Annotated in this window: 12 protein-coding genes; 4 read left to right on the forward strand and 8 right to left on the reverse strand. The window is 37.7% G+C overall.

Annotation, left to right across the window (positions count from 1 at the left end):
* Window positions 1–41 precede the first annotated feature (41 nt).
* From pheT to MKY88_RS17625, 3 genes are all read right to left on the reverse strand, one after another.
* The gene (pheT, locus tag MKY88_RS17615; protein WP_069482279.1) at window positions 42–2459 is read right to left on the reverse strand and encodes a phenylalanine--tRNA ligase subunit beta; all 2418 of its coding nucleotides are present in this window, start codon (window positions 2457–2459) and stop codon (window positions 42–44) included.
* 12 nt (window positions 2460–2471) lie between these two features.
* Complete coding sequence (gene pheS, locus MKY88_RS17620; protein WP_258268765.1) at window positions 2472–3509, reverse strand: phenylalanine--tRNA ligase subunit alpha; 1038 nt, start codon at window positions 3507–3509, stop codon at window positions 2472–2474.
* A gap of 393 nt (window positions 3510–3902) precedes the next feature.
* On the reverse strand, window positions 3903–4667 hold the full coding sequence (locus tag MKY88_RS17625) for a TrmH family RNA methyltransferase (RefSeq protein ID WP_069482280.1): 765 nt from the start codon (window positions 4665–4667) through the stop codon (window positions 3903–3905).
* Window positions 4668–4864: 197 nt separating this feature from the next.
* On the opposite strand from MKY88_RS17625, the gene MKY88_RS17630 reads away from it, so the two are divergent.
* Window positions 4865–5260, forward strand: a complete 396-nt coding sequence (locus MKY88_RS17630; protein ID WP_193832827.1) for a (deoxy)nucleoside triphosphate pyrophosphohydrolase — start codon at window positions 4865–4867, stop codon at window positions 5258–5260.
* A gap of 7 nt (window positions 5261–5267) precedes the next feature.
* Here MKY88_RS17630 and MKY88_RS17635 read toward each other — a convergent pair whose 3' ends face one another.
* From MKY88_RS17635 to MKY88_RS17645, 3 genes are all read right to left on the reverse strand, one after another.
* Entirely contained in the window at window positions 5268–6245 is a 978-nt protein-coding gene (locus tag MKY88_RS17635) for a sensor domain-containing diguanylate cyclase (protein WP_193832828.1), read from the reverse strand.
* A 27-nt stretch (window positions 6246–6272) separates the two neighbouring features.
* Complete coding sequence (locus MKY88_RS17640) at window positions 6273–7064, reverse strand: alpha/beta fold hydrolase (RefSeq protein ID WP_069482283.1); 792 nt, start codon at window positions 7062–7064, stop codon at window positions 6273–6275.
* Between the two features lie 150 nt (window positions 7065–7214).
* Window positions 7215–8564: an FAD-binding oxidoreductase gene (locus tag MKY88_RS17645; RefSeq protein WP_340814321.1), complete on the reverse strand. Its 1350-nt coding sequence runs from the start codon at window positions 8562–8564 to the stop codon at window positions 7215–7217.
* A 163-nt stretch (window positions 8565–8727) separates the two neighbouring features.
* Between MKY88_RS17645 and MKY88_RS17650 the strand changes: the two genes are divergently transcribed.
* The 3 genes from MKY88_RS17650 (at window position 8728) to MKY88_RS17660 (ending at window position 10617) form a co-directional block, all read left to right on the forward strand.
* Window positions 8728–10137, forward strand: coding sequence for a LysM peptidoglycan-binding domain-containing protein (locus MKY88_RS17650; RefSeq protein ID WP_340814322.1), 1410 nt, complete (start codon window positions 8728–8730; stop codon window positions 10135–10137).
* A gap of 117 nt (window positions 10138–10254) precedes the next feature.
* The gene (locus MKY88_RS17655) at window positions 10255–10416 is read left to right on the forward strand and encodes a YfhD family protein (RefSeq protein WP_139133748.1); all 162 of its coding nucleotides are present in this window, start codon (window positions 10255–10257) and stop codon (window positions 10414–10416) included.
* 12 nt (window positions 10417–10428) lie between these two features.
* Window positions 10429–10617 (forward strand): H-type small acid-soluble spore protein, encoded by a 189-nt coding sequence (locus MKY88_RS17660; protein ID WP_008179225.1) that lies wholly within the window; start codon window positions 10429–10431, stop codon window positions 10615–10617.
* A gap of 49 nt (window positions 10618–10666) precedes the next feature.
* Here the strand turns inward: MKY88_RS17660 and MKY88_RS17665 are convergent, their stop codons facing one another.
* Together MKY88_RS17665 and MKY88_RS17670 are read right to left on the reverse strand one after the other, a co-directional pair.
* Window positions 10667–12817 (reverse strand): bifunctional diguanylate cyclase/phosphodiesterase, encoded by a 2151-nt coding sequence (locus MKY88_RS17665; protein WP_232540669.1) that lies wholly within the window; start codon window positions 12815–12817, stop codon window positions 10667–10669.
* 189 nt (window positions 12818–13006) lie between these two features.
* Complete coding sequence (locus tag MKY88_RS17670; RefSeq protein ID WP_328204012.1) at window positions 13007–13549, reverse strand: sigma-70 family RNA polymerase sigma factor; 543 nt, start codon at window positions 13547–13549, stop codon at window positions 13007–13009.
* Window positions 13550–13587: the final 38 nt, after the last annotated feature.

A 13587-nucleotide genomic window follows, 5' to 3' on the forward strand; every position in this document is an offset into this window, starting at 1 on the left:
AAGTCTGAGACTATCTAGTACGACAGTCTTTTAAATAAATTTTAGCGCACCTCTGTACCATCGATTGTAGCAATTGCTTTTAGTACTTTATTGTGTGCAGCTACTACTTCTTCGTCTGTTAACGTGCGTTCTGGGTCGAAGTATGTGAGCGAGAATGCTACGGATTTTTTCCCTTGCTCCATTTTTTCACCCTCGTAAACGTCAAATACGCGTATATCCTTCAATAATTTTACACCAGCTACATTAATAGCTTTAACGACTTCGCCTGCAGTTGTTGTACGGTCCATAATAAGCGCAATATCACGAGACATCGCAGGGAAACGAGGTACTGGTTTGTAGGAAAGTGGCGCTTCTTGATCAGTTGCATTTAAAAGAGCAACGAGATTCATTTCCATAACATACGTGTCTTTTACACCCCAAGCCTTTTCCTCTGCAGGATGTAGGCCACCAATAATACCAACTTGCTCGCCATCCAACAATATACTAGCTGTACGACCTGGGTGTAATCCATCAATTTGTGCTTTTTCAAATGAAATGCGATTTCCTAGGCCAAGCTTGCCAATAACACCTTCTATAACACCTTTTAAGACGAAGAAATCTACAGCCTTTTTCTCGCCTTGCCATGCGTGATCAAGCCATTTCCCTGTAAGGACTGCAGCAAGATGCTCTTCTTCGAAAGGCTGCCCTTCCTCCGATTGACCAAGGAATACTGAGCCAATTTCATATAGAGCTACACTGTCTGCTTGGCGGGCAACATTATAGGCTGCTGCTTCGATTAAGTGTGGAACCAGGCTTTGTCGTAATGTAGAGCGTTCTTCACTCATAGGCATTAGTAAACGTGTCACTGGTTCAGCTTTCAATGCAAATCGTTGTGACAAAGCATCAGATGTTAATGAATACGTCACTGCTTGATACAGACCAGCACCCTCCATATAATTACGAACAACACGACGATTAGCTTGGTAAGATGTCAAACTACCTACTTGCGTAGGACCTTCTGGTAATGTCGTTGGAATCTCGTCGTAGCCATAAAGACGAGCAATTTCCTCTACGATATCCTCTTCGATTTTAATATCCTGACGACGTGTTGGTGCATCGATAATTAATAAACCATTCGCAGCTTCTACTCCGAATTTTAAGCGCTCTAAAATAGAAAGCATATCCTCTAATGCAATCTTCATGCCTAAACGTTCGTTAATAAAATCTGGTGATACGACAACACGCGCTGGTGTTTTATCTAACTCGTCTACTACACATGTACCTTCTAATACTTCACCACCAGCTAATGCAGCAAGTAATGTTGCAGCACGCTCGGCTGCAGGTAAAACACGGTTCGGGTCTACCCCTTTTTCAAAGCGGGCAGATGCATCAGATCGAAGTCCAAGATGACGAGATGTTTGACGCACTGTTAAGCCGTCGAAATAAGCCGATTCAATGACAACAGTCGTTGTAGAATCTGTTACCTCAGAATTAGCACCACCCATTACACCAGCAATAGCAACTGGCTCTTTGCCATTCGTAATAATTAAATCTGACGCTTTTAATGTACGTTCTTGGTCATCCAAAGTTGTGATTTTCTCACCCTCCGTTGCTTTACGAACAACGATTTCACCTGTTGCAAGGCTATCATAGTCAAAGGCATGAAGTGGTTGACCATATTCCATTAACACATAATTCGTTACGTCCACTACGTTATTATGGGGACGTACACCTGCTGCCATCAAACGATTTTGAAGCCACATTGGTGACTCACCAATTTTGACGTTTTTCACAACTTTTGCGACGTACATTGGGTTTGCTTGCATATCATCCACACGAAGCTTTAGTAAATCCTCTGCTTTTTCGCTGGCAGCTTGATAAGCGATATTTGGATACTTTACTTCCTCTGACAGGATAGCGCCCACCTCATATGCTACACCCAGCATTGAAAGTGCATCTGATCGATTTGGTGTTAAACCAAGCTCTAGCACCGTATCGCGTAAGCCTAGAATAGCCAGTGCGTCCGTTCCTACTTCCGCACCTTCTGGAAGCACGTAAATGCCCTCAGAATACGCTTTAGGAACAAGCTTTCCTTCAATACCTAGCTCTTGTAATGAACAAATCATGCCATTTGATTCATGTCCACGAAGCTTAGCTTTTTTAATTTTAATACCGCCTGGCAAATGGGCACCTGGGCGAGCCACAATTACTTTTTGACCAGCATCTACATTGGGAGCACCACAAATAATTTGTTGAGGTTCTTCTTCTCCAACATCCACTTGACAAATATTTAATTTATCGGCTTCTGGATGTTTTTCTTTTGATACAACATATCCAACTACAACTTTATCCATTGCATTTGCACGATCAATGACCGCGTCTACTTCAATTCCTGAACGTGTAATTTTTTCTGCTAATAGCTCAGGTGCTAGGTCCTGTGTATTGACATAATCTTTTAACCATTCTAATGATACTAACATGTTTTATCCCCCTTACGCCTCTGTTCGCTCGAATTGTGATAAGAAACGAGTGTCACTTGTATAGAAGTGTCGAATATCGTCGACACCATATTTCAACATGGCAATACGCTCTGCTCCAATACCAAATGCGAAACCAGAAACTTTCTTCGGATCATAGCCAGCCATTTCTAAGACGTTTGGATGAACCATACCTGCGCCTAGTATTTCAATCCAGCCAGTGCTCTTACATACGTTACATCCTGCACCACCGCATTTAAAGCATGAGATATCCATTTCAACAGATGGTTCTGTGAATGGGAAGAAGCTCGGACGAAGTCGAATTTCACGTTCAGCACCAAACATTTTTTTTGCTAAAGTATCTAAAGTTCCTTTTAGATCACTCATACGAATATTTTCGCCAATTACTAAACCTTCAATTTGCATAAATTGATGTGAGTGCGTGGCATCATCATTATCACGACGGAATACTTTCCCTGGACATATGATACGAATAGATTCACCTTTTTTAGCCTCCATAGTACGAGCCTGTACAGGCGAAGTATGAGTACGTAATAATATTTCCTCGGAAATATAGAACGAGTCTTGCATGTCTCGAGCAGGATGACCCTTTGGTAAATTTAATGCTTCAAAGTTATAATAGTCCTTCTCTACTTCAGGACCCTCAGCAATTTCATAGCCCATCCCAATAAATAAATCTTCAATTTCTTCAATGACACGTGTCAATGGATGGCGATTTCCTACTTTTATTTCACGTCCAGGTAAAGTAACATCAATCGACTCACTTGCTAATTTTTCAGCAATAGCTGCTGCTTCAAGTACAGCAGCTTTTGACTCTAATACTGCCGTTACGTTCTCACGAACATTATTCACTAAAGCACCCATTTTTGGTCGCTCTTCAGCTGATAATTTCCCCATTCCTTTTAATAAATCAGTAATAGGTCCTTTTTTCCCTAAATATGCAACACGTACTTCATTTAATTCTTTTAGACTTGCTGCTGCTTCAATTTTAGCAAGTGCTTCTTGCTCTAATTGCTTTAATTGCTCTTCCATGTTAAAACCTCCTTAGAAAATTAATGCCTGTTTTTAGGCATAAAAAAACTCGCCCCTAAAAAAGGGACGAGGACATATTCGCGGTACCACCCTAGTTATTGCAAGGCCAATATCCTTACAATCACTTCATTGACATAACGACTTTATAAAGCCGGCTTACCTTTACAGCATCAGGCTGGTCCCGGTAGCTGCTCACGGGCTGAATTCAAAATTGCATCGGTACGGCGTTGGCTCTCAATCTCCGGCCACACGCTCCCTGTCGTCCATTCACAATTTTTACTACTTCCCGGTCATAGCATTTCATATTTAAACTTACATTTTAGAATTGATTATACAATAATGATCAGTTGCAAATCAAGGGGCAACTAGCGGAAACCCGCATGAATCTGTCAATTATTTCACAAAACCATATAAAACTATTCCAGTTGCTACAGCTACATTAAGTGATTCTGCCTGACCAAAAATAGGAATGATTATATTTTGGTCTGTCAATGCTAAAAGCTGCGGCTGAATGCCACTACCTTCATTCCCCATTATAATCGCAAATGCACCAGTATGCTGAATGTCGCTATATGGCACGGCGTCTTCATCCAATGCCGTACCAAATACTGGAACACCTTGATCCTGTAAAAAGTCTACACATTCTGTTAACTCTTCACGTACTACAGGGATGTGGAAATGTGAGCCTTGTGCAGCTCGTAACGTTTTAGGATTGTAGACATCGGCACAGCCCTTCCCTAAAATAACGGCATCTAACCCGGCTGCATCGGCTGTACGAATCATTGTCCCAATATTACCTGGGTCTTGAACAGCATCTATCAATAGCACTTTACGCCAAGATGCCTTCACTTCCTCTTCTAATACAGGCTGTTTACAGATAGCAAAAACACCTTGTGACGTTTCTGTTTCCGCAAATTCCTTCGCTACTACTGACGTCACCTCTACAATAGCGATTCCATCAATCGGCCATAGCATCGGTAAATCTACACCTTCACGTACAATAATTTGCAGCACTTGCTCTTTATTTTTTAATGCTTCTTCTACAAGATGAAAGCCTTCTACTATGAATTCACCTGATCGTTCCCGTTCTTTTCTTGTTGTCGCTAATTTTTTCCAATATTTCACTAGCGCATTTTGCGTAGATTCGATTCTCTTCATTGCTACCTATTACCGCCTTTTCCCTATATATTGACCATTATTATACCTTAGGAAATACTAAATTTCATAGCTATGTGAGAAAACTGTTATTTTCCTAAGACAAGTGTAATTTTAATGCAGTGTCTAACATCTTCACCATGCTATAATGATACATATTTCGAAATAATTTTACAGTATCGAGAAAAAAGGTGATAAGGGTGAAAAAAACAATACATGTAGTGGGTGCCATTATTGAAAATGATCGACAAGAAATTTTCTGTGCTTTAAGAAATGCTCATATGGTACTCGCTAATTATTGGGAATTCCCTGGTGGTAAAATTGAACCCGGTGAAACTCCCCAGCAAGCACTTTATCGAGAAATTCTTGAGGAATTCAATTGCATCATTCAAGTTGGTGAACCAGTGACCGAAACTCTTTATGAATACGAACAATTTTTTGTTCACCTAGAAACTTATCTAGCCACTATTGTTAAAGGTACTCCACAAATATCGGAACACGCTGATGCAAAATGGGTTCCTCGTCAGCAATTGCTGGAGCTTTCTTTTGCTCCTGCCGATTTACCTTCCATTGAAAAACTATTAGCGGAACAATAACACATATTTACTTCATATCATAAAAATGAGTCACTTGGTTACGTCCGTTTTTTTTCGATGCATACAAGGCATCATCCGCATTTTTTAGCAATGTCGCACCAGTATCTTCGGATGTGACGGTTGCCATTCCAATACTTATCGTCACCTGACCAGCTGGCCAATAATCTAACGCCACCGTTTTTCTTATTTGCTCCCCTAACTCTTTTGCTGCGGCAATATCAGTTTCCGGTAAAATCATGACAAATTCCTCACCACCATAACGAGCGACGGTATCTTCTTTACGCGCTCGTTGTGTTAATAGCTGTGCCAATTGAGCAAGAACATCGTCACCTACTTGATGTCCAAACGTATCATTAACCTTTTTAAAATGATCAATATCAAGAATACATAGTGAAAAAGGCTTAGCTAATTCATAATAACTATTGAGCTGTTGTTCAAGTTTATCTTGAAAGAATCTTCTATTTTTTAAACCCGTTAGTTTGTCTGTCTCCGATAATTCAACTAAAGTAGCATTCATGGCTAACAATTTTGCCTGTTGTTGTTCGATTTCTACATGAATTTGCTCCAAATTGGCTAATGCCTGCTCTTTTTCTTGGTAGGCTGCCTCTAGTAGCTTTTTAGCCGAACGTAATTCTTGTTCATAATCAATACGTTTTTGCATTTTGACTAAAATACAATCAATTCGCTCTACCGTATCTTCGGTATACAACCTAGCATTCATTAGAAATGGGATAGCCATCCCTTCCTTATGTTTGAGATGAATAAACAATTCCTCTACTTGCTGTTCTAAATTTATTATCGGATAAAAATACGAGTGAAAAATTAATTTATTAGCAGTAGATAGAAGTATCTCTAGATGTTGTTGCAGCAAATCTGCCTGCTCAAAGCCTAACCAATTTAATAAAGTGTGATTGACCTCTGCAATTACTCCTTCATGAGTGATGGAAAGAAAACCACATGGCGCATCATTAAGTCGTTGTTCCATTTACAATAATCCTTTCATTATTCTTCCCTACAAAAAACCCGTAATACACTGAATGGTTTCATTTGGGTGACTAATGTGAGGGTAATGTCCTTTCGCTTCCATTAAGCTAAAAGTACTGCCTTTAATATGTTTATGTAAATAATCTCCTACACCTATGGGCACAATACTGTCCTCGGAGCATTGTATAATTAAAACCGGGACTGTTACCTTTGATAATTCATTTCGATGATCCGATAAAAATGTTACCTCGGCAAATTCTCTCGCAATGACAGGGTCTGCAGATTTAAATGTTTGTTTGAGTTCATCGGTTAATGCTGGATTTTCAGGATTGCTCATTGCGATAGGAGCCATATAACTTGCCCAACCTGCAAAGTTCATTTCCATCATATCTAATAATTCCGAAATATCACTACGCTCAAATCCGCCAATATATTCACCATCATTTAAATAACACGGTGAAGGTCCAATCATAATTAATTTTTTAAAGTATTCAGGTCGTTGGATGGACGCAAGTAGTCCAATCATGGAACTAATAGAATGTCCTACAAAAATACTTTGCTGTAATTTTAAAGATTCAATAATATCCAATAAATCTTGCACGTAGCCCTGCAAATTTTGATATTTCTCTGATGTATAGGCATTTTTATCTGAGCTTCCAGATCCGACATAATCGAATAATATAATTTTATATTTGTCCATAAATGCAGGCGTAATAAAACGCCACATGTTTTGATCACAGCCAAAACCATGTCCAAAAATAATCGGTTGATCTCCTTGTCCAATTACTTTCACATGATTACGAACAACAATATTTTCCATCCTACTAACTCCTTTTTAGAAATATATGTAATAGTTTTATTGTGACCTTTGATACTGTAATTATCAAGATTAATTTCCTTTTATAGATCGGACATGCTTTCACTATAAAAAGCGAGCAGCAATGCATCCGCATACTGCTCACCTTATAGGCTATAACCATTTTCTAATAGGTGGAATACTTTGCGGAAATTGAAAAACATTAAAAGGATCATATTTTGTTTTCACTTCTCTCAACCTTCTAAAATTACGACCATAATAGGCTGTTGGCCAATCCTGAATAAATCGATCAGGAAAATTGACATAATCGCCTGTGGTATATGGAGATAAAGCTCTCCGTATGTCCTCCACCCATTCGATATTTTGTTTTTCTTCATCTGTTTTTTTCCAAGAGGTATTGTATTCTTGAGCCATAATTGCATTTCGGTAGAAATAGGCTGTGCGATTAGGCGTAATTTCACTGACAGCTCCTCGTAAGGATTGCTGCCAAATTGTCGTATTTGGATTAGGGGCATGCGTTAAAAACTCCTTCATTCTCTTAATGGCCTCAAAAGGAAGCGGTCTCTCAATAAAGGAACCTGATCTTTTATAGAGAACTGGTTGATTACCACTTGGTAGATCAAAAAATTCTACAGCCTTGATATAGGGTACTTCCTTTATCCATATATTTATTGGTGAACCTGCTTTTCTTAGTGGTCGAAGAAGTTTTTTTAATTCAGCTGCGGAACCCACAAATTCCCCTTGAGATACGATCTCCCCAACTTCTTTAGTCTTTAACTCAATTTGTGATGTCAGACGCATATCAGTAAATGGAGCCCATTTTTGCCATGTATCAAAAGCAAGCTCAAAATCGGTCCATCCCCATGTGATGGAAAAAAGCGAAACTTCGCTGATAGCATGTAGCTTAAATGTTAATGAAGTGACAATGCCGAAATTGCCACCACCGCCACCACAACTTGCCCAAAAGAGGTCATTATTGTTTTGCCTATTTGCTTGGATAATCTTGGCACCATCCTGCCCACCTGCAATCACTATCTCTAATTCGAGGAGATTATCACAAGTTAGTCCAAAAAGTCGTGACAGCATGCCAATCCCTCCACCAAGGGTTAAGCCAACAACGCCAACGCTACTTTCTGTACCAGCAGGTATCGTTACACCTTTTTCCCATAATTCTCTGTATACCTTTCCTAAATTGGCACCAGCCTCGATTTTGACCGACATATCTTGGAGATTAATCGCCATGTTATTCATATCGCTTATATCAATAACAAGACCCTTATTTAATAACGAATAATTTTCATAGCTATGTCGGCCACTGCGAACCCTGAAAGGTTCATTGTTTTCCCTTGCCCATTTTAAGGCATTGACCACATCTTTTGTTCTTTGACAAAATACAATTAAGCTCGGATATTTGGGATTATTTAAATTATTATTCGTCCGCGCTTGTTCATAATTCGGATCTTCAGGAGTAACAATTCTACCTGTAAGTTTCGCTTTCTTCACCTAAAACCCCTTCCCCTTCATATCTAATCTATGTCATATCCTATGCTAGGTATCCTGGGGAAAGAATTTGAAGCTTTAAGCTTTTGCATATCTCTTATAAAATACTCATTTCATGATTTGAATCATATGATGCAGTAATGAACTATCATTTAGGAGGTGTTCTATGATTATTCATGTAGTAAGTGCTGGGGAAACGCTTTGGCATATTGCCAATCGTTATGGGGTATCTGTTCAATCTATTACTCTGTTAAATGCGTTAGCTACACCAGATCAATTAGCCATCGGACAATCACTTGTTATCCCTTCATCGTATACCACATATACCGTGAAAAGCGGAGATACATTATGGTCGATTGCCCAACAATTTGGCGTTCCGCTACAAGCAATCATTGCAGACAATCATCTAACGAACCCTGATATGTTAACACCTGGTACTAAATTAATTATTCCACCAGTCATTCATATTGTGCAGCCTGGTGAAACTTTATGGCAAATAGCTCAAAATTATGATACGACTATCCAAGCAATTATTGCTGCAAATCATATTAACAACCCTAATATGATTTATGTGGGTGCTCAATTAATCATCCCTAGAAAATTACCACTTATCGAAGTAAATGCTTATTCTTACCAACCATATAAGGAAGCAATTGATTCCATTAATGCCGTTGGCCATCTACTTACTTATTTTAGTCCTTTTGCTTATAAAATGAAGGAAGACGGTACATTACAGCCTATAAATGATGAAGAAATGATAGCAGCTGCACAGGCTAAAAACATCATTCCTATGTTAACCCTCACTAATTTTACTTCAACAGAAGAAGGCTCTAATTTGGCACATGTTGTCTTGTCCAATGAAGAGTTACGTGTCAAAGTGATGAATAATGTTTTACAGGTGATGAAAGAGAAGGGCTATCAAGTTTTGAATATTGATTTTGAAAATGTTTTGCCTGCTGATCGAGAAAATTACAATGCATTTATCCAATTAGCAGCGGATATGCTACATCCTATGGGTTATCTCGTATCAACTGCACTCGCACCTAAAACAAGTGCAACGCAAGTTGGAACGTTATATGAAGCACATGATTACGAGGCACATGGTCGAATAGCAGATTTTGTAGTTTTGATGACGTATGAATGGGGATATCGTTTTGGATCTCCTCAAGCCATTTCCCCTATTAATGAAATGAAAAGAGTTGTTGAATATGCACTTACAGAAATACCTGCGGATAAAATTTTATTAGGCTTTGAGCTATATGCCCGTGATTGGTTATTACCTCATCTCAAAGGCCAAGAAGCCGAGACATTTAGTCCACAGGAGGCTCTTAATCGAGCCATTAAATATGGTGCCACCATCCAATATGACCAAACAGCGCAATCCCCATTTTATCGTTATGTCGATGAACAAGGAAGAAACCATGAGGTATGGTTCGAAGATGCGAGAAGTGCACAAGCTAAATTTGACATGGTCAAACAATATAATCTTCGAGGAATTAGTTATTGGGCTTTAGGTTTCCCATTCCCACAAAATTGGGTACTTTTAAATGAGAATTTTTCTATAAAAAAACCGTAGTTTTTTTATTGTGCACTCAACTAATAAAGATATGCTACATTTCCCGATTTTTTCCCATGATAAAAAGCTTATTTAAAAGCCATATTAAGATATACCAATTTGAAAGGAGCAACTCACATGGGAAGAGACAATAAACAAGGTCAAAGTAACAATAAAGGTTCATTACCTCAAACGCCAAAAAACCAGAAGATCGCCCCTAATAAGGTTAGTGAGGAATTTTCTCAAGAGTTCATGGAGCTGATAAATACAGTAACGCAGCACAATAAGAAGAAAAAATAAGGGGGGCTTCTGTTGGATTTTCAACGTGCACGTGAAATTGTCGCCTCACCGTTAGAATATGAAGTAAGCTATAATGGTGTATCCGTTTGGATCGATAAACTCCATGATGAGAAAACAGCGACTGTTCACCTACGCCGCTCTTTAGAGGAGCGGTCTGAAGTAGATATATCTGAACTGAAGGAAGAATATCTCGTTCACTAGAAAAGAAAGAACCTGCTTATCTTTACCTAAGCAGGTTCTTTGCATTGCTTTACATACTATATTGTTTTTTATATCGAAGCTGCGTTAAGACTTCATCTACATGGTAGTGTAAATCATGAAAGGTTTCCGAAATTTGCTGAGGTGAAATCGGTCTACTAAATAAATAACCTTGAATATAATCACACCCACCTTCCATCAGAAACGACAGCTGCTCAACCTCTTCGATGCCCTCCGCCACAACCTTCAAGCGTAAATGCTTTGCCATCGAAATAATCATCGACACAAGTGCCTCATCATTTGGATTATGTTGAACATTTCTCACAAAAGTACGGTCAATTTTTAGACAATCAATTGGGAAATCCTTTAAGTAGGATAACGATGAATACCCTGTGCCAAAATCATCTACTGCTATTTGAATACCAAGCGCCTTTAATTCATGCAGTAGCTGTGTCATTTGATCAATATTCATTGTCATACTTTCCGTAATTTCTAATTGCAAATAATGGGCATCTAATTTCGAACGTTGTAATATGTCACCCACCATTTCAACTAAATCTTGTTGAAATAATTGTCCAAGTGAAAGATTCACGGCCACTTTGATTGGAGGTAACCCTTGTTCCTCCCATTGTTTCGCTTGCTGACAGGCTGTTTCTAATATCCATTTGCCAAGTGGAATAATGAGACCACATTCTTCGGCAATCGGAATAAATATTTCAGGTGACACAAATCCTCGATTTGGATGTCGCCAGCGGACTAGTGCTTCAACTGATTCAATTGCACCACTTTTTAAATTTACCTGTGGTTGATAATCTAAATAAAATTCGTTATTGGCTAACGCATTATGTAAATCTTGCTCTAACAATATCCGATCTGCAATTCCTTTAGACATGTAAGGCTTATAGAAAAGAAATCTTTGCGGAATTTGTCTAGACTCTCGCATGGCTAATTGGGCATGCATCAATAGCTCTTCACCTGTCCACTTTTCCTCCTGTAAGGCGATTCCCATATTTAAATTGCCATTTAAAGAAAATAATTGTACTTGTAAAGGTTTTTTCATGGCACTTTTTAGATTTAAACAAAATTGTAATAGCTCCTCAACAGTCTTTACATGATGAATGTAAATGACAAATTGGCCCTCTTGTAGTTTGGTCGCAAAATAATGCGGTGGTAAAATCGTTTGAATACGTTCTGCCACTAGCTGCATCATTTTATTAGAATGACTGATCCCTATGGAAGAACGAATGGCTGCAAACCGATCGATCTCTATGGCAATGATCGCCTTTTGAAGTCCGTTTTCATGTAATTTTTCCTTTAATGTTTTAAGTAATAAATGCTCATTTGGCAATAGTGTAATATCGTCATGATAGGCTTGAAATTGTAGCTCCCGTTGTGATTGTTCAAGATCCTTCTTTATTTTTAACAGTTGTTGAAATGGTTTTTCAACAGATGTATAATAAATCGCCTTTAAGAAAAAGTAAAATGCTAAAAATTGATATATAAGGGCGGAGAAATCCCAAATCGCATGCGTATCTTGGCTAATAATAAAAAACGTATCACTTATAATGAGCGAGATAGCTGCACTGATGAGCCACATGGAACGCTTTGGCATTTTCTTAAAAAACCTACTAATAATGTTTATTGTTATCAGTTGAAGAACAATAGAAAATAGGTGTACCATATTATCAATATGATCTATCCATTGTACAGGCAATAATTTTGGTGAGATATATACTAGGAGAATACTTGCTATAACAAAAAGTAGAGAACCGCTATAACTAAGGGTTCGATGCTTCATTGTTAATTGTTTTTTAGGGTATAAAATAATAAATAAAAAACCGAGTGATAAATAAAAACGTATTAAGATATGCAAAGTTCCATCCATATAATCCCATTTAATGTAATGATTATGGCTAAAAAATAAACTGACTAATTCAAGTAATGCTAGAATAAAAAACACATTTCCTATGTATAAAGTTTGATTTGATAGTAAGTGGGAAAAAACTAAATAAGATTGTATGGCAATTGCCATTGTAAATACAATAATTAAAACTTGTATAATCAATTTTAAATTTGTATAAATCTCACCTTGAAAAACACCATATATTTGATTGCTAAAACTTAATAATGGTATGACCAGTAGTAATGGTAATACCATGTACCAAACCTCTTTTTTATCGATCTGATTAAACCATTTGCCCAACACAAACCCTCCATACTACTATGTAAAAAATCGCTAGGTATTTTTAACTATCACAATTGAATAATTTATGTAAAATTGTATTTTTCTTTGACTACTTACAAATCATAACACTTTTATCGTAATTTGTATGCATTCAAGTGAAGTATGCTAATATTCATTTTATTACAATATTAGCATACTTTTGATATATTATTGCTTTTTTCTCACCCTAAAATCCTTATTTCTTAACTTCTTAATGATTCTTTGCCTTCTTTTTTTACTGGCTGCTACGGAAAAACCAAGTATTTTAGCGATGTCTTGATCACTGAGATCTTCTACATAATATAGGTATAAGATCCTCCTTTCTACCTGTTTTAACTGGCATACCAAACTTTCTAGAAGGTTTGAACTTTCTGGATAGTTATATTCCTCCCACTCAAACTCACTACGAAGATAGTCAAGTGTTTCATCATCCACTGTAGCTATTTTCGCTAAATAGTTTTTTTCCTTTATTAATTCATTTAATATTTCTCCTTTTATGTTGGAATAAATATAACCAGATAATTGTCCTTTTGATGGATCTGCTTTTAGCCATGCTCTCCAAACAGCAATAGTCGCTACTTGACGATAATAATCATAATCTTTATAAATGCTCAAATTTGTAAGAATAGAGCTAATCATCGGTTGCACACTTTCCAAGATTTCCTCAAATGATTGGGTAGTTGTGAGCTTTCGATTGTTATGAATGGTCATATGTCTCTTCCTGTTGACTATGCACAGTCCAATATTCC

This window comes from Lysinibacillus sp. FSL R7-0073 (assembly GCF_038009065.1).
GTDB lineage: Bacteria > Bacillota > Bacilli > Bacillales_A > Planococcaceae > Lysinibacillus > Lysinibacillus fusiformis.